The sequence below is a fragment of the Bradyrhizobium sp. CCBAU 21365 genome (assembly GCF_015291305.1).
GTDB classification, from domain to species: domain Bacteria; phylum Pseudomonadota; class Alphaproteobacteria; order Rhizobiales; family Xanthobacteraceae; genus Bradyrhizobium; species Bradyrhizobium elkanii.
On the sequence record NZ_CP030036.1, the window covers coordinates 2,377,159 to 2,397,735 of the forward strand.

The 20,577-nt window shown below is 59.4% G+C and carries 14 protein-coding genes and 1 pseudogene; 9 read left to right on the top strand and 6 right to left on the bottom strand.

Going from position 1 to position 20,577, the window contains the following annotated elements; all coding sequences use genetic code 11:
- Window positions 1-649 precede the first annotated feature (649 nt).
- The 7 genes from XI02_RS11090 to XI02_RS11120 all read left to right on the top strand — a co-directional run bounded on the left by XI02_RS11090 (window position 650) and on the right by XI02_RS11120 (window position 12,233).
- A complete protein-coding gene (locus XI02_RS11090) occupies window positions 650-2,194 on the top strand; it encodes an FAD-dependent oxidoreductase (RefSeq protein ID WP_172648465.1) in 1,545 nt (514 codons plus the stop codon).
- Entirely contained in the window at window positions 2,184-2,984 is an 801-nt protein-coding gene (locus XI02_RS11095) for a hypothetical protein (protein WP_172648464.1), read from the top strand. Before XI02_RS11090 ends, XI02_RS11095 begins: the two co-directional genes overlap by 11 nt.
- Window positions 2,985-3,645: 661 nt before the next feature.
- A complete protein-coding gene (locus tag XI02_RS11100) occupies window positions 3,646-6,846 on the top strand; it encodes a hypothetical protein (protein WP_244980750.1) in 3,201 nt (1,066 codons plus the stop codon).
- Between the two features lie 109 nt (window positions 6,847-6,955).
- Complete coding sequence (locus tag XI02_RS11105; protein WP_244980749.1) at window positions 6,956-8,326, top strand: hypothetical protein; 1,371 nt, start codon at window positions 6,956-6,958, stop codon at window positions 8,324-8,326.
- Between the two features lie 176 nt (window positions 8,327-8,502).
- Entirely contained in the window at window positions 8,503-10,644 is a 2,142-nt protein-coding gene (locus XI02_RS11110; RefSeq protein WP_244980748.1) for a di-heme-cytochrome C peroxidase, read from the top strand.
- A 674-nt stretch (window positions 10,645-11,318) separates the two neighbouring features.
- Window positions 11,319-11,591 (top strand): hypothetical protein, encoded by a 273-nt coding sequence (locus XI02_RS11115; protein ID WP_338028899.1) that lies wholly within the window; start codon window positions 11,319-11,321, stop codon window positions 11,589-11,591.
- A gap of 273 nt (window positions 11,592-11,864) precedes the next feature.
- Window positions 11,865-12,233 carry a hypothetical protein gene (locus tag XI02_RS11120; protein ID WP_194483394.1) on the top strand — a complete coding sequence of 123 codons (369 nt, stop codon included), beginning with the start codon at window positions 11,865-11,867 and terminating at the stop codon, window positions 12,231-12,233.
- 127 nt (window positions 12,234-12,360) lie between these two features.
- Here the strand turns inward: XI02_RS11120 and istB are convergent, their stop codons facing one another.
- Both istB and istA read right to left on the bottom strand, forming a co-directional pair.
- Entirely contained in the window at window positions 12,361-13,170 is an 810-nt protein-coding gene (gene istB, locus XI02_RS11125; protein ID WP_016842034.1) for an IS21-like element ISBj11 family helper ATPase IstB, read from the bottom strand.
- Window positions 13,167-14,717 carry an IS21-like element ISBj11 family transposase gene (istA, locus tag XI02_RS11130; protein WP_080586188.1) on the bottom strand — a complete coding sequence of 517 codons (1,551 nt, stop codon included), beginning with the start codon at window positions 14,715-14,717 and terminating at the stop codon, window positions 13,167-13,169. Before istA ends, istB begins: the two co-directional genes overlap by 4 nt.
- Window positions 14,718-14,878: 161 nt before the next feature.
- Between istA and XI02_RS45250 the strand changes: the two are divergent.
- Window positions 14,879-15,181 (top strand): annotated as a pseudogene (locus tag XI02_RS45250) (IS21 family transposase); the annotation flags it as partial.
- 518 nt (window positions 15,182-15,699) lie between these two features.
- Here XI02_RS45250 and XI02_RS11140 read toward each other — a convergent pair.
- On the bottom strand, window positions 15,700-16,464 hold the full coding sequence (locus tag XI02_RS11140; protein ID WP_194483396.1) for an amidohydrolase: 765 nt from the start codon (window positions 16,462-16,464) through the stop codon (window positions 15,700-15,702).
- 626 nt (window positions 16,465-17,090) lie between these two features.
- Complete coding sequence (locus XI02_RS11145; protein ID WP_194483397.1) at window positions 17,091-17,384, bottom strand: helix-turn-helix domain-containing protein; 294 nt, start codon at window positions 17,382-17,384, stop codon at window positions 17,091-17,093.
- 764 nt (window positions 17,385-18,148) lie between these two features.
- Here XI02_RS11145 and XI02_RS11150 point away from each other — a divergent pair.
- The gene (locus XI02_RS11150) at window positions 18,149-18,424 is read left to right on the top strand and encodes a DNA -binding domain-containing protein (RefSeq protein WP_168856677.1); all 276 of its coding nucleotides are present in this window, start codon (window positions 18,149-18,151) and stop codon (window positions 18,422-18,424) included.
- Window positions 18,425-18,809: 385 nt separating this feature from the next.
- Here XI02_RS11150 and XI02_RS11155 read toward each other — a convergent pair whose 3' ends face one another.
- Window positions 18,810-19,091, bottom strand: a complete 282-nt coding sequence (locus XI02_RS11155) for a helix-turn-helix domain-containing protein (RefSeq protein WP_038388629.1) — start codon at window positions 19,089-19,091, stop codon at window positions 18,810-18,812.
- A 330-nt stretch (window positions 19,092-19,421) separates the two neighbouring features.
- Window positions 19,422-20,333 (bottom strand): LysR family transcriptional regulator, encoded by a 912-nt coding sequence (locus XI02_RS11160; RefSeq protein WP_168856678.1) that lies wholly within the window; start codon window positions 20,331-20,333, stop codon window positions 19,422-19,424.
- Window positions 20,334-20,577 lie beyond the last annotated feature (244 nt).

Here is a 20,577-nt window from a genome sequence, read left to right on the forward strand (position 1 = left end):
GACGTGCCCGGTGATACGGGCTTGCGATGTCCCGCTTTCAGGGCCTGAATCCGCTATACGGAAGCGCTGGGCGGTTTGGAACGATTTGAGCCACCTGGCGACGAGGGGTAATCTGGTGTGGGTATTGACTGGTGGCGCGCAACGTCTCGACTTGGGTTATTTGCCGTGGTCAGAAATGCCATCCAAGATCAGCTAGCACAAGGAATGGCTCGAGCCGCTGACGATCCCTGCCGTCTTAAATCCTCCGGTTCGGGCACCCGAGGGGCGCGATCATGTCGGAGCCGAAGGAGTTGCCGGCCCCCGACGGCGGCAAGCTCGGCGAACTCTGTAAGCACAGGAATTGGCGGTGACGCGCGGGACGCATTAATTCCACGTATACGAGCCATCGATTGTGCGTATCGTACCAACCTTGTTTTTAGCCGTAGTCCAACAAATCGCTTTACGCAACTATCAGTTGTTACTATTTTGTCTTGGGCCGATTGAACGGGGATGGGTCGCGTGTCTTCGGGGGGACGAAGAAGGCCATCATTGTTTTTGCGGACGCGGCATACTCGCATGTCGTGGCACATACTTCCTGACTTTTGAAAACTCCTTTTCACGAGCCGTCGCGTCCTGAGCGATGGCGGAGCTATACGAACGTAAAAGACGCATGCCGATCGATGCAGAACGCAGCGCGCACGTTTATGAGGCGTGCAAGCTCACAGACAACCTTTTCGTACTCAATCCGTTTCTTCCGCAGCAGAACTTCTATTCCCAACAGCTACGAGCGCTTGCTCTGGCAGCGGAGATTTCCGATCGGCATCTCGCGCCGGGGCATCGAAGCGTGTGCATAGTCGGGGCTGGTGTGGCCGGGAGGACCATCGCTGCTGCCTTTCGCAGCCTGGGGGCCGGCGTCACTATCGTGGACAAGGAAAAGGTGGATTTCACCTCTTACCGTAATGCGATCCATCGGGAGCTCCATCCGAACATCATCTTCTGGCCGTTCCAGGAGCCGACACCCGCGACCGAACTGCCTTTCCTGAATTGGGCTCAAGCGCCGGTCACCGAAGTCGTCGACGCGATGATGAAGGAATGGGAGGAGAGCTTCGCAAAGCACGTCGCGTTCATCCACGCCGAAGTGGATGAGATCGAGCGCGCCGCGACGCCACTTACGATCAAGCTTGCCGACGCCCAGAAAACCGAGCTGAAGGCCGATGTCTGCGTGATCGCCACGGGCTTTGGGGCCGAAAGGCAGTTCGGCAATCTGCAGACCCCTGCCTACTGGTCTCCGTCATCGATCATCGAATCCGGCGACGAGGTCATGGTCAGCGGATCGGGCGACGGCGGCCTGATCGACGCGCTTTCTCCGATCCTCGGGAAGGACGTGACGAAAGCGGCGCACATTTTGGCGGCGCGATTGTCGAAGAAGCCGATGAAGACGGATGTAAAGGCGATCGAGGAAGAACGGCGCGCACGGGTCACGGCCGGGAAAAAAGACAGCGAGGATCCTTGCCCATTCTATTCCACCGTACATCTTGAAGACGAAGATACGGAGGAGATCGAGCCTTTCATCAAAAGAGATCCGGTGCCGTCCGTCACGCTGCTGCACGAGAGCAAGAGTGCCTATTCCTTTTCGGCCGCGCCCATCAACAAGCTCCTCCTTTCCCATTTCAGCAATGGTCCGGCGCGGTGCGTGACGCATGTGAAAGGTAGCCTTAAGACCGTGGACAATCAGGCGACGATGGTCCCGGAGAACGGCGCGCCCGAATGTATCGAGCCTCCGACGACGCGGTTCGCGAAAGTTATGGTGCGTCATGGCGCCCCACCGGCCGCGAAAGAGATCCTTGATGAGCCGGACCTGGTTCGTCTTGGGGAACTTTCCTTCGAGCATCTCGATGCGGCCATACTGCCCGGATACGACTCCTCGAAATATGCGTGGACCCGTAAGGGAGTAGGGAATGCCGCCATCAGCATGAAAGTGCTGGCGGATTCCCTCGAGCGTTCACTCAATCTGATATCCAGGGCCTACGATCTGGACTTCTCGAATATCCGCATGCTCCGAACCAACATCGAGGGCGAGCCGATCAAAGTAAATTTACCTACGGCTGATACCAGACGAGCCGAAAGGTTCGATCTATTCCCGTTGATGGTCGGACCTGTTCTGGTGGAGCTGGGCGAGCCCGACACTACGAGAGACATCGACTATGAAGACTGAGCTGAAAGGTCTCCGCGAACCGTCGAGTGTCAGCTCCAATGCCTTGCGGATAGGCACCCTGGTCAGGGTCAAGATCGACGGCAAGAAGGGCGCGAAGATGATGCTGTCGGCCCTGGTCCGAAAGGGGCCTGCCGTCTTTGCGCTGATGACGCCGCATTCCCGGGTGGGCAAGGTGGATTCTGGCCTTTGCGAACTGGTTCGCGGTCCCGGGCGGTCGAATGTCCGGGTCGGCCACTTCGTTCCGGTTGCCGACGTCCTGGGCGCCAAGTCGCCCCACGTCGGCTTCCAGGCGGTCCAGCTCGAGGCATCCCCGCTTTTCAACGATCCGGTCCAGTCGTCCGAAAAGATGGTTACCGTACGGGACTTCCGAAGCAACCTCTGGGATCGACCGAACTTCCGGGTTCGACGCGTCAACGCGGAAGAGGTTTCTCCAGCGTCCTCAGGCTCGCGTCGCAATCAGCAGTCCAGGGCCAAGAACAACAAGCTTGGTCGCTTGACCGGCGAATTGTTCAAGGTGCGGATCAAGGACGGCAAGGAAGTGGACCTTTGCCTGCCGTATTGCGGCCTAGCCACGTCGCGTGGTCGTCCATTCGCGAACAAGCAAAGCGTCGGCGCTCCGGTCATATCGAAATCTGGAGCTTTGTCCGGATTCATAGTCGGACGAAACAGCCGCGAGAATCTAATCCTTCCCGTCGAGGAATTGACGAAAGAGCAGTCGCTTTCGTTCGTCACCTTCGGAGAAGACTGGCCCATGGTGCGCATCGCGGCCGAGAAGAACCGCACGAAGTGATGCGGCCGCCGGGCGCCGCGCCTTAGTAGTCGAACAGCTCCGTCCGGCTGGCCTTCGGGTCTTTGGCCGCACGTCCGGGACCAAGCTATCGCCGGCCAGGCGCCCGAGGCACCAAAGATAAACTCCCGAGTCCGGCTTCCGGCCCGAGTCACGTTTGCGGGTGCACCACGAGACGGAGCCTTTGCCGTTGCGATGGAGCGGAACGGAGTTCTAGTCTTGACGCGTTGTTTAAGCGAACCAGTAGGTGCCCGGTGCCCGTAAGCCTTGAGGCATACATCGATTGATGATGATCCACGGTTAGAATCGAATATGGAGGAGAGTGGCGACGCTGCCGATTTCTTGCGTTCTGAACGAGTGAGTGAAGAAAAAGCGCGCAAGTTGGTGAATCCCAGGTGCGAAACATCGACACCATTGATTTAGTCATCTGTGTCGAAAATCTCTTGACCGTCCAGCAGATTGAATCGATAAATCGCTCCACTACTGCAGGTTAAGTTATCAATTCTCGACGCGCGTTACGATAATTTGTCAGTCGTCATTATTGCAGGCCGCCCCTAATCTCCGGCGTCATGTTTTCGATGAGAACCGGTACGAGTGTCTTTGGAATTTAGGTCGATTTTGCTCGCTCGGGCTATCCCGTTAGGCAGTGTTCGGAGGTGGCGCGATGACTGTGCGCGAGCAGCTTTTTACATTGTTGCGCAATCTTCGGTGGATTGTTGTTCTGTCGGTGGCCATTTCAGTTTTGCTTTACCTGCCGGATCAGATTCAGGAGCTCTACCGGATCGCCGCTGACGACATTGGGTGGGTTACGGTCGAGGAGCTTATCGCCCTTGGCGTGATCGCGATAACGGTTTGGGCGTCCGCGTTTCAGCTTACCACCGCGACCCTTCCTCTGATCCCGCGCGCTACGGGCCGGCTGGCTCTCTATATAAAACTTGCGCCTGTTGTGCTTGGAGCGTTGCCGATCGTCGCTGCGGCCGCAGGTCAACTCGCCTCGCGCCCGGCTGAAAAGATCGGTGAGGTCGAGGAGGTCGGGAGTATCTTCCGCATTCAGGACCAGGCGCTCGCCTTCGAGCGGAACATGCTGCTTATCCTCGCCTTCGCCATGTTGGTCCTGCTCGCCTGCTTTGTCATGTTCGCCTGGCGGATGGGATCAAGAGATCGCTCGACTGAACTCGCCAGCCGGGCCAACAACGCCTATTTCATCCGCTACAGATTTCTCGCGCTCACGATCGGCGCCATCGCCCTGTTGACGGCGGGGTTCGTATTGCTTCCCGATCGCCTTGCGCAATTCGTCGGATCATTCGGCGTGATCGCTCTCTTTACGATGTGCGTGGTGGCTCTCACCACGCACTTTGCGCTACTGACGATCAGGTTCAATTTCCCATTCATACCGGTTGTCTTTGGCGGCTTGTTCCTGGTTGCCTCCTTGTTCGGAAGTGACGACCATGGGCTGCGCACCGTAGCCCAAGCAGCTGGCAGGTCGGAAGAGAAGGCGCGCATTTCTGCAGTCGAAGCATTTCGCGAGTGGCTTCTGCAAAAGTCGCGGGTGGCCGAGGCCAACAGGCTTGGGGAATATCCCGTATTCATTGTGGCTGCCCAGGGTGGCGGCATCTACGCAGCCAACAATGCGGCGCGCTTTCTTGCCAGAATGCAGGATCTCTGTCCGGCATTTCGGCAGCATCTGTTTGCGATAAGCGGCGTCTCCGGCGGAAGCGTCGGTTCGGCAATTTTCGCGGCTGCGCTTCATGCCGACAATGCGCCACTTGATGCGATCACTCCCGACGCAAAGACCTGCCCGAAAATCGCGGACTTTCTCGCAGGCGTCGGCCGCGCCGAGGATATCGATGCATCTGGACCGGTGGAACAACGCGTTGCAAGCGTCCTGGATACGGACTTTCTCTCGCCATTGGTTGCGGGCTTTCTATTTACCGATTTCACCCAGTTGTTTTCGCCGGTCGCGATTCCAAGTTTCGATCGCGCACGGTTTCTGGAATACGCGCTGGAGAATGCGACAGACAGAATGCTCAAGACCCTCGGGGGCATCGGCGATCAATCCAATCTGCTAAAAGCCGAGTTTCAGTCGCATTGGACGCCAGGCAACAATATGCCGGCGCTATTGTTGAATACGACAGATGCCGGTAGCGGCAAGCGGGTTGTGATCTCGCCCTTCGATATCGATCCGTTACACTCCAAAGACAGAGACCTCTGTATTCTCGCGACGCTTGATCGGGCCGGAAGCGGGGTCGGTCAAACCGTCGCGAGCCATTCCCTGCCGATTCGGCTGAGCACAGCGGCGTTTACGAGCGCTCGATTTCCGTGGGTGACACCGGCAGCGACGGTTCCCTTAAGGAATGACTGCATTACCGCCAATCCGCAGGCACGCTTGGTGGACGGCGGATATGTCGAGAATTCCGGAATCGAGACCGCGCTTGATCTAATTGAGCGGCTCAACAGCATCAAGGGGACTTCTGATGCGCCAAAGTTCCGGATTTATCTCCTATCGCTGGTGAGCGGTCAGTTCGGAGATCACGGTTCCTTCATGTTCGGTGAACTGATGGAGCCAGTGCGCGCGCTTCTGAGCACGCGCACCTCTCGAACCTATGTGGCGCTCAATCACGCGACCAATATCGATCGCCGGCCGGAGAACGATGTAACGACCAGCGTGCAACGCTTTCCAACGTTTGGCCGCACGGACATAACAGGCTTGTTCTACAGCCTGCCGCTTGGCTGGACGCTATCTCAGAAAACCGCAGATATCATCTCGCTGAGCAGCGGCCGCTTCTGGGACTGCGTGCCGAAGGATGATTTCGATCAATCCCGCGAGAGACAAAGCAATGCCGATTGCTTGCAAGTGAAATTGTTTCATCTCTTGAACGGGTCTGTCGCCTCCGCATTTGAAACGCTCAAGGATGCAAAACTTGCCCAGGCGGCCTACGCCGACGAACTGGACAAGGAATATCGACCGACGCCAAAGATCAAACCGCAGCCGCTGCTTGCTTGTTATGAGAGCAAGTGGCTGCAAGAGCATGGCTATCAGAGATACCAGGACAAAGTTGCTGCGTACGAGTACCAGCTGGCCGTGTCACTCAAGAACGATTTGCCGGCTCCGCCATCCATGCCGCCATATCGAAAGAGCTATATGGCGTATTTTCAGGCCGAGCAGGTCAAAGCCTTGTTGCAGGAATGGGACCGCGTAGAGGAGACCGACCCGCGCATCCTGGCCTACATCCTCGGGTCAATCTCCTACGACAGCGCTGATTTTACGCGCAGCAGCGAAAACTTCTCTTATAGCGCGGTCTCGCAACTCCCACGCAAATGGCGCGAGCGAATAGCTAAGAACAACGCTGACCTGGCGGCCGCGAGCAAGCCGCCGGTCGCCATGGACGCATTGCTTAACCATCCCAAGGAACTCGCGAACTTTGTTCTCGGCTACGAGGGTAACCCGTTCGCAAACCAGCCCGGGACGGATGACGGTTGGCTGTTTCGTCCGCGAGGAATGTACCAACTGGTCGGACGCGAGCAATATCAGGAAGCCCAGAACCACATGCTCCAGGTTGGAGACTTGGCGGGACTTGATCTCCTCACACTTCCCGACGCACTTCGAGATGCCAAGATCTCAGCCAAAGTTGCCTTCGCTCATTTCCGTCTCCATCCCTACCAAGACCGAACATTGTTCGAGTTGCTTAAGGATCCTTCGAAGGACTGGATCGCCGTGCGCTCGCTGCAAACGGACATGGATCATGGCCCGGCTGACGGCGAGCGTGTCAAAGCTCGAAGCGAGATGTTCCTTGGCTGCATTGAAGAGGCGTTACATCCGACTCAGCTCAAGACCTTGCAAGGCAAACTTTACGGTAGCGATTGAGAAGGCTGATCCACTGCTAGGGGGCCCTATGCGACGGAGCGAAGCTAGAAAGCTGCGCTTTCTTCATCTGACATTGGAAACGTTGAGTTTTAGAGGAGAATTGCCGAAGATGGCAAAAGGTGAAAGATGCCGGTCGAAGCTTCGTCGACTGTTTGAAGGGCTGTCTGTCGCCGGGCTGATGTTTGCCGTTGCTTCGGGAGCCGCAGCAGGCCAGGCTCAGACGGCATCGAAGCCGCTTTCAGCCAACGACGTATCTATCCTGTTTCCTGCACCCAGATCGCCGGCTGACCTTGTCAATCTGATTGCGGTATCCGATCTCACTGGTCCAACGACGGCTCCGCAGCGGCTTTTTTCCGACGAGGATTTCGCGCGCTTTGTCGCAAACGCTGAAAATCCCGAACGCCCCAGCGTGCCGGATTCCGGCACGCGCCGCATTGCGCTGCCAGCTGTCGTGAAGAAGATCGATGCCTGGTTTGTCGCCGGCATCCGGATCGATCCGGGAGCACCGGGATTATCGGCTGATGTGATCGCCCAGTTTGGCCGGCAGCCGCAAATTCGCCTGATCATTCAGCCGGTGACCAATGGACCCGACGGATTCAAGGTCCATGACACGGCCGGCCACCTGATCTTCAGCTTCAGCCTTGATCCCGATCCGCCTCTCGATGGTTGTGCGCCATTCCCGCGATTTAAGCCCGACGACGAAGCCTTCAAGGCAATCGTCCGCGACGTTGCGTCCTTGCGTGACCAACTTGCGGCGGGAAAATTCGGCAATGTCAAAGTCTCGACTGCAGGTAGCATGAACGTGCATCCGGGCCTTGTCGGGGCGTCCGCGAAGCCGTTTCGAGATGCAGTTAAAGCCCTGCTGGAAAAGCATCTTTCCTCGCAGCGTCTCAACACCATGGCTATCATGGGCATTTCACCGCCCGAACCCTGGGTGTTCGTCTCGATGCTCAGGGTCCCGCAGGCCGGGTTGATAGCGGTGCCTGGTCCGACGCTCGATGGCCTGCATGCCGCACAGATGTTCAGCATCCTCAGTGGCACACACGTCGTCCCGCGGCCTGTCACGAACAACCAAAATCCAATGACATGTCGCCATGCAGCGCTGCAGACTCCGCCTTTGCCGCCCGCCAATCGTAAGGGCGTTTCGACGGCCGATTTTATCGATGCCAACGTCCCCAATAGCCGCGTACTCGAGATCGTCAATATCATCGCGGATCCGAAGACGAGCCATTTCTTCAATACCGACTGCGTGAGCTGTCACACCGAGACGGCGCAGCCACTCGCCAGGAAAGTGCAGAACTTCGCTGTGCCGGGCGTGAACCCAGCGGTTCTGCCGAAGGAAAATTGGAATGTTCGCAATTTCGGGTGGTTTCCGTCGTTCTTGCATGGTGGCCCGGCAGCCGCGACCATAACCCGGCGTGCCGCAGCAGAGACGGCTGACGTGGTCGCCTTCATCAATAGCCAGTTGCTGAACAAGTAGTCAGCGCCATTTCCCGGCGTGCTCGCGCGGCAGACGGGGCTACTTGAGATAGAGATATGGAGGGTACTATGGGGGCGCGTTCGTCCCGCTCTTGGGTCGGTGGGCTGGTGAGGCGGTGGCCTCATGTCATCGCTCTATTAGTTATGATCGTGTTGCTCGCGGTGGCGGCAGTAGGCATGGCATATTTCGTGCCGGAAAAGCTCCGCGATGCGGCTCTCAAGGTCAAGAACGGCGCAAATCTGGTTGCCCAGTTGCTGCCTGCTACACTGCCCGCGCCGTCAAAAATCGAAAGCGCGTACTGGCTGCCGCAGAATTGGACTTCACGGCAGCGCTACTGGTTTCACCATACATCGCAGGGCACGGCGACCATTCCCGTCCCGTATCGATGGTTCCTCGCCCTGGAACGTCCCGAGTTGTCGATCCATTACACGAGCCTAACGGACGACGACTATCTGCGACGCCTTGGTTTCATCCCAAGTCCGAGCTCAAAGGACTTTGCCCGGAAGGCACCGGCCTACGGCTATCACGATGATACGTCGAAGGACGGGAGCTCAACTTGGACAGCAGGCGCGCCGGACAATCCGGAGGGTTTGCCTGTTGGCTTTGCAATCCTGAAGGGGGGCATCGACCCGACGACGGGGGCCATCTATGAAGATCAGATCGGACTGACCTGCGCCGCCTGTCACACCGGTCATCTCGAGTATAAGAATGTCAGTATCCGCTACGATGGTGGACCGGCGATGGTCAATCTCGGGGAGGTTGAACGGGTCATCGGGCTGTCGATCGGCTACACGCTAATCTTGCCGTGGCGATTCGAACGCTTCGCCAGTCGCCTTGAAAGCATTGAAGGTCGAAGCATCGACCGCAAGAAGCTTCGAAGTGACCTGGAACTCGCACTTCAAAAGATCAAGAAGCAAAAGACCGCAAGCGATAGCCTTTTGACGGGGCAGGGCGTTACCAATCTCGACGAGGGTTTTGGCCGGCTGGATGCGTTGAACCGGATCGGCAACCAGGTCTTCTATACCAATTTCCTCGATCCCGTGACCGGAGAACTCCCCGATCCCCTCCTCAAAGGCAACTTCGCGCGCAATGACGCCCCGGTGAGCTTTCCGCCCATCTGGGACACGCCGTACTTCCTTTGGGCGCAGTATGACGCCTCTGTTCTTAACGAGCTTGTTCGCAATTCCGGCGAGGCGCTCGGCGTCAGCGCGAAGATCAATATGAGAGCGTCGGCTCCCGGACGGCCGCATTTTACATCATCCGTCCACCTTTTGGATATCGCGCGCTTCGAGGAGCTTTTGCGTGGCACCGATCCCTTTTCGTCAGCCGAGGCAAGCGGCAGAAAATTCAACGGGCTTGTCGCGCCACGATGGAAGGACGCGCAAGAACAATTCCGAGGCGACCCGGCCTGGGCCATCGACGAAACACTCGTTGAGAAAGGTCGCGATCTTTACCGCTCGCATTGCTTTGAGTGCCACCGGGGACCAGTCAATGATCCCGCTTTCGACGCGAAGTGGCCGGAAGATTCGTTTTGGAAGCCCGAGAACCCAGACCGCTCCGCGAAGGGCGAGAAGAATTGGATCGAGATCGGTGGACGTCACTATTTCAATGTCGTTCAGCTGCCAGTGAACGCAATCGGCACCGATCGTCAGCAATCCAATGTCTTAACGACGCGGCGCGTTCACTTGCCCCAGTCGCTCGGTCTCAATCCAGTCGACGATCTGAACAAGGCCTGGGGCTGCGGTCTTCCAGCCGACCGGTCGGCAGATCCGCTATTTGTGCTCGCGCTGATGGACGTCGTGGGCAAGACGATCGATCAATGGAACCTGGCGAACGACTCTTCTGAAAAAACCAAGCAGCAGATGTGGGGGCCAAGGAAAAACTGTCAAAACCCGCGCGTATATGTTGGTGCTCGGGCGAACCGTAACGGCAAGGACGACAATGTCCTTGCTCTTGAACCCCAGTACCGGGCTCGCCCGCTGGACGGTGTTTGGGCAACGGCTCCGTATCTGCACAACGGGTCCGTGCCGACGCTCAAGGACATGTTATTGCCGCAGGGCCAACGGCCGACGTCTTTCTGCGTTGGCAGCCGCAAATTCGATCCCGTGAACGTTGGGCTTGTTGGGAAAGTGCGAGCGAAGGACGCCTGTGCGGCTGGCCTGACGGATTTCAACGTATCGCTGCTTGGGAACAGCAATCGCGGGCATTCTTTTGAGGGCAAGCAAGCCGATATAACGAAGCTGCCGCCCGGGATCATCGGTCCGGAATTGACCGACGCCGAACGGCGGGCGCTGCTTGAGTATTTGAAGACGCTGTAGGGAGTCCTTGGTCTGGAAACTAAGGCGTGTAATCAGGATGCAGAGCAGGCCGAAGTTTGGGAGGAATACTCTCCGACGTAGACTCATGCATGTATTGAGGATCTCACTCAGTGTCCTGCAAGGGAACTGCTGAACTTTATTCTGCGGATCAGATGACGGCGCTGGCTCCGATTGGATTGCCGGGAAAGTCCGGAACTGGCTTGGCTTGACTGTTCAATCAAGGAAGGCTGGGCTGTGGCCGCCGGGCGTCGAGCCTTGGTGCTTCTTCCGTGCTGCGAACGCGGCAAGTGCTTCAGCGGAACGCAGAATGCGCTGACATCTAACGTGAACTGGTCGCGCACGCCGAGCATTTGCGCATGGAGAAAGCTTTAGGGGCTCACGACGTAGAATAGCTCGACGATAACGTGCCGCGAGCGGACATCTTAGATCGCGAAGACCTGCTTGGTCAGGAGACCATGTTAGCCTGTCGAACAATTTCTCCGAAATGCCGGCAATCCTGCTAGAGACATCAGCGGGTGATGACACGCGGCGTTGTCCGCGGTATGGTCGCACAACCTTAAGTGAGATGGAAAGCCATCTCTTTCGCGGTTCACATCGCCGGCTGACATTGTTCGTGTCGGGAAAGCCGCGCTTGCAGTGTAGTCATTGCGCCGCTCCAGTGAAGGAGGTCGTGTATGCTCGACTCCGAAACAACTGCCTGTCTCCGTCGGGTTCTGGATGAGGTTTGCAAAGGGCTGTCTCCTCACGAGACCGGCACTCGAACGCACGTCGCTTCCAAAATTCTGGAAGCCGCCGCTCGAGGCGAGACGTCCGTCGAAGTTCTCCGGCAGGTCGGGCAGAACGCGCTGATCAGCGCCCCGTCAATGTGGGTTCAGCAAGGTTCTCCCCGGCGTTCGGCCGAAAGTGGCGGCGCCGCCGAACCTGCCGGCTCCACCAAGCAGGATTAAGCACGTCGATCCGGATCCATCGGCAACATGCCTTGCGAAACTGGAAGCATTCAGCGAGCGCGCCGTTATGGACGCGGATGCGCGTTCCAGCCGATCGTGATCACCGATTCCAGGCCATCGTGATCACCCATTCCAGAGCATCGTGATCACCATTTCCAGTCGATCGTGATCGCTATTTCCAGCGATCGCGATCGGGGGCAACCAGGAGGCGCGCACCGCTGACAGTCTGCAACCCGGGTAGCTTGGTCTTTTGCCTAACCGCAGAGAATCGAGATGCCGACCGAGAGGCTGTCCATGCGCCACATTCGTGAAGTTCTACGCCTGCACTACAGCGTCGGCATGTCGCAACGCGCCGTTGCCCGCAGCCTGGGCCTGGCCCAGGGCACGGTCTGCAAGTACCTCAATCGAACTCGCCGCGCCGGCCTGACCTGGCCGTTGCCGCCGGAGTTGGATGACGACGTCCGGCTCGAGAACCGCCTGTTTCCGCCGCCTTCCGATCGGCCCAGCGACGAGCGTCCGCATCCGGACTGGGCGCTCGTGCATCGCGAACTGCGGCGCCCGAACGTCACGCTGATGCTGTTGTGGGAGGAGTATTGCGACGCAAACTCCGACAGCTTCAGCTATGCGTGGTTCTGCGTATAGCGCGACGATCTGGGTCGGAAGAGCGCGGCGATCAGGATGGCGAGTCAGTGTCGCGGCGCGATGATGATCGCCGCGATGATTGTCGCGCGCAAGAGTTTTGTTTGCTTTGATTGTCGCGGAGCGTCAATCAAGCGAGCGTTTTTTGTGTCGCGTGCTCCGGTGGCCGCCCTGGACCACGCTTTCGCTCGAGGGCAGTCCGCCTGCGATAGCTCTCGACGTTCATCTCGACGATGGTGGCGTGGTGAACAAGGCGATCGATCGCCGCGAGGGTCATAGCTGGGTCCGGAAAGACCTTGTTCCATTCTCCAAAGGGCTGATTGGCGGTGATCAGCAAAGAGCGTCGCTCGTAGCGTGCGCTGATGAGCTCGAACAGCACACTGGTCTCGGCCTGGTCCTTGGTGACATAGGCAAGATCGTCAAGGATAACGAGATCGAAGCGATCGAGGCGGTTGATGGCACCCTCGAGGTTGAGTTCGCGGCGCGCCACCTGGAGCTTCTGCACGAGATCGGTGGTGCGGGTGAAGAGGACGCGCCATCCGTTCTCGATGAGAGCCAAGCCGATTGCTGCTGCCAAGTGACTCTTGCCGCCACCGGGCGGACCAAACAGCAGCAGATTGGCGCCCTTGTTCAACCAGCCGTCGCCGGCGGCGAGCGCGGTCATTTGCGCCTTGGAGATCATCGGTACGGCTTCGAAGTCGAAGCTGTCAAAGGTCTTTCCGGTGGGCAGCCGCGCCTCGACGAGATGGCGCTCGATGCGGCGACGGCTGCGTTCAGCGATCTCGTGCTCTGCAATGGTGGCGAGGAAGCGCGCCGCCGGCCAGCCTTCCTTATCGGACTGCTCGGCAAATTGCGGCCACAGCACCTTGATGGCGGGCAGCCGCAGCTCGTTGAGCAACAGATTGAGGCGCGCGGTGTCGACTACGTTGGTTGTGCTCATGCGGCACCTCCGATCTCGGCAGTACCGATGAGGCATTCATAGGTGGCGAGCGGTGCGAGGCGCACCACGACGTTCGGCATCTGGGCGGGATCCGGGGCGAAGTGAGTACGTAGCCGGTTGAGGTCGGGCAGCCGGCCGTCGTTCAGGTCGGCCGTGAGCTGATCGGCGAGTTCGGCCTCGCAACCGCGCTCATGGGCGAGTGCGAGGAGATCGACCATGATCCGGCAGGCCTTCTTGTCCGGTAAGCGTTTGCGCAAGACGTCGAAGGCTCGGCGGTAAGCTTCCCGGGGGAACAGCTGGTCGCGGTAGACCAGGTTGAGGAGCGCCATCGGCTTGCGCCGCAAGGAATGGATCACGTGCCGATAATCGACGACCTGATCGTGCTTGCCATTGGGATGCGGCCGCCCGCGCGGCAAGGTGAGGAGATGCGTGCCGCCGACAAACACGTCGAGGTGATCGTCATACAGGCGCACCCGCAGCCGATGGCCGATCAAGCGCGACGGCACCGTGTAGAACACCTTGCGCAAGGTGAAGCCGCCGGACGATGTCACGTGGACGATCACCTCTTCATAGTCCGACGTGCGGCGGTCCGGCAGATCCTGAAGTGCGGTACGTTCGCTGTCGATCCGCTTGGCGTTGCGGGCATTGCGGCGGCTGACGATCTCATCGATGAAGCCACGATAGGCAGCGAGATCGTCGAAGTCGGCGGTGCCACGCAGCAACAGCGCGTCGCCGACCGCCCGCTTGAGATGGCCATGCGAACTCTCGATCGCCCCGTTCTCGTGGGCGATGCCACGATTGTTGCGGGAGGGGCGCATGCCGTAATGGGCACAGAGGTCTTCGTATCGCCGCGTCAGATCGTCTTTGGCGTCGCGGTCGAGATTGCAAAAGGCGGCCGACAGGCTGTCGGTGCGATGCTCCCGTGGCGCCCCACCGAGTGACCACAAGGCATTCTGCAGGCCTTCGGCCAGAGCGATGAAGCTCTCACCGCCGAGCACGACATGGGCGTGCTCAAACCCGGAATAGGCCAGCCGGAAGTGATAGAGACGATGGTCGAGCGGCACGCCCGCGATCGTGACACCCAATTCGCCCATGTCGGTGAAGTCGGACAGGCCGCGCTGACCGGGTTCGTGGGTCTGCCGGAAGATGACCTCCTGCTCCTCGCCGTGGATCGCCCGCCAGGCCCGGATCCGGCGCTCCAGCGTGCGACGGATGCCGGCGCCGAGCTCAGGATGGCGTCGGAGCAACTCCTCGAAGATCGTGACCGGCCGCACACCGGGGGCGGCCTTCAGCATCGGCACGATCTCTGTCTCAAATACGCGGGCCAAGGGATCTGGCCGGCGACGGCCGCGAGGAGCCTTCTTCTGCGACGGAAGGCGTCGATCCTGCTCGATCCGGTAAGCGGTCGAGGTGCTGAACGACGCCTTGGCGGCGGCCACGGGCGGGCTATCGGTCTGACGGTACTTCATGTAGAGCCTCATTTGGTGATCGGTAATGTGTCGGCCTGGCACGCGAGTGATTCCTCTTGGCGGAAGAACCACTTGCATAACCAGCCGGCCGCGATCACCAGTCGGCGCGGTCCGCTGTGGATCGCGCCGACGCCGGGCTCGTAACTCCGGTCGGGCTACGCCCTCCCTGCGTCACGAGCCCGGCGTAGCCCTCTCATCATGGTCGACGCTCCACTTCCATCCTGTTCGCCGCGCGGCAGTTCTGCGAACGCTACAAGGAGTGGGCCGGCCGCCTCAAGCCGACCCTGCGCCAGGTCCATGTCGCCGGCGAGAAGCTGTTCGTCGACTATTCCGGTCACACCATGGAGGTGGTTGACGGGCTCAGCGGCGAGGTGCGCAGCACGCAGATCTTCGTCGCCGTGCTCGGCGCCTCGAACTACACCTACGCCGAAGCCAGCCTCACCCAGAGCCTGCCGGACTGGATCGCCTCGCACGTTCGGGCCTTTGCCTATTTCGGCGGCACGACGCGGCAGACGGTGAGCGATAATCTGAAGGCTGGCATCATCGACAGCGTCACGTGCTTGCGCTTGAGGTCGCGCTGCACCGCCGCCCGCTCCGGCTCGAGCTGCCGCCGATGGCCCTGCCGGGTGCCCGGACCGGCTCCGGCGCTGGCGAACAGCCGGGCCTCCAGTAGGCCGGAGGAGAGAGCGCTGCGAGCCGACCTTTTTGGCAAGAGAATTGAGATCGTCGCCGAGAGGCCTCCGGGCCAGGATTGATGCTGAACCGCCTTGATCGGTTGCGGCCAGTTGTCAGGGCTCATTTCCGGTCGGCGTCGATGACTTCCTGCAAGCCAGCGTGGATAAGTGTGCGAACACTCGATCGATCATGCGGATCGGGGATAGAGATTCGCTACGCAATCCGGGAAGAAGTTCCTTTACAGGTGCTTCCGAAGAGATTCTGACTTCTGAAGGGGGCGCTTCACTCGCCACCAGAGTGGGCGCGATACACTATGCTGGATTGGTAGCGAAGCGCGCGGGTCTGGACCTCGGGTCGCAGCGCGGAATGCGTCCGTCTGCGGGTCTTAGTTGCGGAAACCGTACAGGGCTGCAGGAGTCTCGTTAAGGATCCGTCCTCTCGCGTGCTCATCTGGAATGAGCTCCTCAAGCCAGTCCAACGTCTGCGCATAGCATGGCGCGTAGGCGTGGGCGGCTGTCACGTTTGGCCACTCCGATCCCCAGAGCAGCTGTTTCGGCCCGAGCCCTTCCAGCAGCCGTCCCGCCGCTGCCCCGGCCCAGGCATCCGGGACGCGTCCGAGTCCCGACAGCTTCACCCATACCTCGGCGCCTTCGGCGAGCGCCAAAAGCCGCTCCAGTCGCGGATCCCAGGCGGGATCGCGGGTGCTGTCCGCGAGCCCGAATTCCCGTAACACCAGACGATGGCCGTCGGCCAGGAGCAGCTCTGCGAGGCGCTCTCGTCCTTCGAGCCCGCCGGACACCTCCAGGTGGAAGCCCAGTTGGAGGGCAGCCTCAAAGCATTCTGACAGTTCGTCAGGATCGTCCAGGGTTAGCGCCAAGCCCGCCGCACCCGATCGGCCCCACGCCTCCAGGACCTCAGTCGCCGGCGGTTTCAGTATGGGCGGAATGATCCTCACGGGCATTCGGGTCTGGCTCGCCTGAACGAAGAGTTCTGTCGGATCGTCGTGCAGAAAAGCGGGTTGGACCAGAACCAGCCCTGTGATCGCGCAGCCGCGCGCCGCGCTTTCCAGTCGTTCCACGGAGCCGTCGATGACGGGTGCTACCAAACGGCTCTCCTGGCGGAAGGCGTGAACCTCGCAGTCGATCCTCATTGTGCACGCCCGCCGCAGGCCGCAATCGCCAGAGCGCCAGCCAGACCGTCATACGCTCGAAACCTCAGCTCGTCGACAGTTGCCGGGCGTGCGTAGAGACACGCAAACTTCTGCTTGGGCGCGTTACGCATGACGTCCTGCCTCGTGTCCGGATCGTGGCGCCTCGATCATCCATGATTTCGCCGATAGAGCCGCGTTTCCGTGGCGGAATGCTCGCGGCCATTACAGTACGGGCTCGCCGTAGATGCTGCCTTGGTTATGAGCGCAGGATTTTCCATCGCGAGCTTGTGCTCCTTAGCGCGAACTGAAAATGGGGACAATGGCGAGGGCGGAGGCAGATCAAATCGTTCAGTACGTTTCGGACAAAGCGGCGCGCGAGTTCTGCATGTCGCGGCTGGTTCACGCCTGGAATGAGACGAGTTTGAGCGCTTGACGATGTCCAACAACATTCCGCCAACCGATGTCGCATCTGGCGCCAGCATTTCCGGGCGGCTCCCTCAAGCCTGACCCCATTGGGCAGAGAGCTTCGGAGAGTTTGTTCTACGTGAGCTTTCCCTGCGTCCGTCCCTGGTAAACTTGCGACCTGCAATCAGTGCAGTTGCGGGTGCGTTGCCACAAGGTGACCCTTATCCCGGGGGCCGCTTCGTCTTACGGGATGGACGCTTCGGCTTGCGGCCTTTAGGCAAGGTCCTGGGCGGCCTCGCACCCTCCGGAGGCTCAACAAAGAATTCAGAGATATGGACGCCGAGCGTTTTTGCCATTCGTTCAAGAAGATCAATTGTCGGGTTCTTCTTCTGCAGCTCGATTCCGTTCATATAGGAACGGTCAACGTCGGCGTCGTAAGCCAGCTGGTCTTGCGGAACACCACGTTCTTCGCGGATCCGAAGCACATTCCAAGCCACCAGCGCACGAGCATTCATGCGCTCAGGCAGCCATTTGATTGTCTATCAAACCACTGGCTATAACCCTCGTATTACGTTAGCTTCGTCCAGCACGAGTTGAGCCGTCTCTGCGCATAAGCTTCAACGAGAAAGCCGGCTAGCCGGATGTCGCCGGCGGCGGGCCAGATGAGGCGGTCCGGACGAGTTATGGCAAGCGCATTTGATGATCTCCTGGCGACTTCCTGATGTGAAAGCCGACCGCGCCGACTGCAGGAAAGTTGCGCGGATCGTCCGGCACGTTGTTCCAGATTGCCGGCCAGCGCGAGCTCGCGCGGCGCTCTATAATCATCTGGCCGTGCAAAATGGATCATCGACGGTTGCCGCGTGCTCGCCGTCGGCAACCAATAGCAGGGGTCACCGGAGTTCGTCATTGAAAAGAAAACTTCCCCGCCCGACTGGACGGCGCAGCCGGAACACCGACCGGCAATCAGCACGTGCTTGCTTGCCCAGGCGGTACAGGGCGATCTTTTTGTTGGCAACGGGCAGCGAAGCTGACGAGCGCTGCGCGGGAAGTCCGATTTCGCTTTTGAGCAACCCGGACCAGCAATCAAATGCACACCGAGGAGTGAGCGAAATGGAGGCAAACGGGACGAGACGCCTCGTCAGGGGGCTCCGCTGCCGGCTGACATCCGGCAGGAAGAATATTTCTGTCGACTGCGACGATCGGTTCCCTACGAAGCGGCTCTGAATACCGCTACAGTCGCCCGGATCAAGGCTTTCGCATTTTTCAGGATTTTCAGCCCGTGTCGTCCGATCCCAAGGTCGCAGATCTGGCACCAAGCGAGCCCGGGCTCACGGGCTACGATGAGCAACACGCTGTCACTTATATGCGTATCCTCGACGCCGAAGCCGACAACGCCGACTGGCGCGAGGTTGCACGCATTGTGCTTTGTATTGATCCAGCCCTTGAGCCTGATCGCGCCCGTCGCGCTTTCGACAGTCATCTGGCTCGTGCCAGATGGGTAGCGCGCCACGGCTACCGTCATCTCCTGCGTCGCGATCGGCCGACGAGTGAATAATCCATCAATTTCAAATGGACGCGAGGTGTTCTCCCGGTCCAGTCTCGAAGTCCAGTCTCAAAAGCAGGCCGTCCCGTCAAGTGATTGGATCGATCTGGAATCTGGCGTAGCCAGAAATGGTTCCGCCTTTCACGCCTTGCGCGAACGCGCGCGAGCACGTTCACCAGACTGCTTGCCAGACAGGATATGTGATGTGAAGGCTTTGCCGCCACGGGTCTGAATGACCGGTGTGTCGGGGCGCGGCTCCAGCCCCCCGGGTCCAGGCGGGCGGGATGATTGCTATTGGACCGAAACCAGCAAACGTCGTCCAGACGGGCGAGATTGTCGTTCCCGGCCAACGGGGCGGTGCCTGTCGCCGCAGCCTCGAGCCATCGCGCGAGCAGTGCTACCTCTTCCTGCGATGACGGCGGACCGGCTTGCGTCCCTTGCGCAAGGTCGCGGGAGCCGTCGCGCCTTTTGGTGGCTGAACGAACAACTCGGACAGATGAACATCCAGTGTTTCCGCGATACGATCGAGAAGATCGATTGTCGGGTTCGCCGATTGCCGCTCGAGACCGCTCATATAGGAACGATCGACCCCGGCATCGTACGCCAGTTGCTCCTGCGGGATACCGCGATCTACGCGGATCCGGCGGACATTCCAGGCCACGAGCGCACGAGCTTTCATGCGCCAAGGCAGCCATTCGGATGGCCATCAAACCACGGGCTATAACCGAACTAATAAAACGAGCACCGACAATGCTGATGGGCAGGGGCCGTACCCAAACAATACGATGTCCCACTGGCTCCGGATGTCGCCACATCATGCCCGCCGGGCGGCGCTCACGGCATGATCAACGGTATCCGATGACGCAACTACGTCTTCTTGCCTGGAGAAACCTGCTATAAGAAGCCGGCAGCTGGCTTGCACACTCCTCTTCAACGACGGGGAGCTTTACGCGCTAAACTATCGCGCCTGAATTTGGTCCTTCAACCGGGCTTCCCGTTCTCCAAACAACTAGCAGCTCGCCTCTGCAATCGCGGCCTTTTTACAGAGCCGGGCAACCCATCGGCAAAAGGCACGGGCGATTTCGGGATTGTCACTGCGGTCGACTGCATAGGCGCGATATTGCATGCCACTGGGCGTACGCGATCCCGGGATCACATGCAGCGCCCCTTCGCGCACGAGATCGCTGACGATGATTTCTGGCGCGACCAGCAGGCATTTTCCTGTCAGGACAGCCGGCAGGGCAAGGTAATTGTGGTCGTACCGCGCCCCCGACGTCATGTCGCTTGCGGTCAGGTTCATTGCCCTCAGCCATGTCGGCAGGATGTCGGGCCGGGAGGTCACGTTCAGAATTGGCATTGAACGGACGATCGAGAGCGTCTTTCCCATAACATGGTTTGGGGAGCCCACGCATACGAGCGTCTCATTGTGGATCTCCCAGTCGTCGGCTGGCTCGATGACGGTCAGATCGCGGGTAATCAGGATGTCGAAATTGTCGGATGAATTCGGCGGCGACAATGAACTGATCACGTCCACGATGACACCGTCCATCTCGGCGGAAAATGCCTGGAGATTTGGAATCAGAAACGAGTAGGCAAAGGTCGAAAGCGATGTGCGGACCACAATGCGGTTCGTATCCGACCGGTTGCGCCGTCGCATTCTCTTCGTGGTGAAACACACTGTATCAAGCGGTTCGGCAACGGTGTTGGCAAAAAGCCTTCCGAACTCCGTCAACTGGCTTCCCCGGCCTCGCCGTTCCACGAGGTCTGTACCGAGATAGTCCTGCAACACGGCCAGATAACGGCTGACGGAGCTCTGGGTTGCGCCCAATGCGCTGGCCGCGCGCGTGACGCTTCCTTCCCGCGCGATGGTCACAAATACCCGGATTGCATTGAGGGGCACTTCATCCTGCTCGACGGCCATCTTCTGCTCCGGTAGCATCTGCAATGGACTGGTTGCCATGGATGGCCTTCGCGAAAACGAATACTCCATCACATTATTCGATGGGTATGGTCGCAGTCCTGCTTTTCAATGCTGTCGCGCGCGGAAAAGCGGCTTCTTTGTACGATCCGTGCAGTTTGGCTCGATATCACAATCGCGGAGGCCGTTTTTTCGATGCGTATGCTGGCGCGCTGGAAAGTGTGATCCCGGTCACCGCTGTTCCAGG

What these genes read in the sequence shown, in the direction of transcription:
- XI02_RS11140 (WP_194483396.1), bottom strand. Translation starts at nt 16,464, where the DNA reads ATGAGGATCGACTGCGAGGTTCACGCCTTCCGCCAGGAGAGCCGTTTG.
- XI02_RS11155 (WP_038388629.1), bottom strand. Translation starts at nt 19,091, where the DNA reads ATGAAAGCTCGTGCGCTCGTGGCCTGGAATGTCCGCCGGATCCGCGTA.
- XI02_RS11090 (WP_172648465.1), top strand. Translation starts at nt 650, where the DNA reads ATGCCGATCGATGCAGAACGCAGCGCGCACGTTTATGAGGCGTGCAAG.
- XI02_RS11105 (WP_244980749.1), top strand. Translation starts at nt 6,956, where the DNA reads ATGGCAAAAGGTGAAAGATGCCGGTCGAAGCTTCGTCGACTGTTTGAA.
- XI02_RS11145 (WP_194483397.1), bottom strand. Translation starts at nt 17,384, where the DNA reads ATGAATGCTCGTGCGCTGGTGGCTTGGAATGTGCTTCGGATCCGCGAA.
- XI02_RS11110 (WP_244980748.1), top strand. Translation starts at nt 8,503, where the DNA reads ATGGCATATTTCGTGCCGGAAAAGCTCCGCGATGCGGCTCTCAAGGTC.
- XI02_RS11115 (WP_338028899.1), top strand. Translation starts at nt 11,319, where the DNA reads ATGCTCGACTCCGAAACAACTGCCTGTCTCCGTCGGGTTCTGGATGAG.
- XI02_RS11095 (WP_172648464.1), top strand. Translation starts at nt 2,184, where the DNA reads ATGAAGACTGAGCTGAAAGGTCTCCGCGAACCGTCGAGTGTCAGCTCC.
- XI02_RS11120 (WP_194483394.1), top strand. Translation starts at nt 11,865, where the DNA reads ATGCCGACCGAGAGGCTGTCCATGCGCCACATTCGTGAAGTTCTACGC.
- istA (WP_080586188.1), bottom strand. Translation starts at nt 14,717, where the DNA reads ATGCAAGTGGTTCTTCCGCCAAGAGGAATCACTCGCGTGCCAGGCCGA.
- istB (WP_016842034.1), bottom strand. Translation starts at nt 13,170, where the DNA reads ATGAGCACAACCAACGTAGTCGACACCGCGCGCCTCAATCTGTTGCTC.
- XI02_RS11100 (WP_244980750.1), top strand. Translation starts at nt 3,646, where the DNA reads ATGACTGTGCGCGAGCAGCTTTTTACATTGTTGCGCAATCTTCGGTGG.
- XI02_RS11160 (WP_168856678.1), bottom strand. Translation starts at nt 20,333, where the DNA reads ATGGCCGTCGAGCAGGATGAAGTGCCCCTCAATGCAATCCGGGTATTT.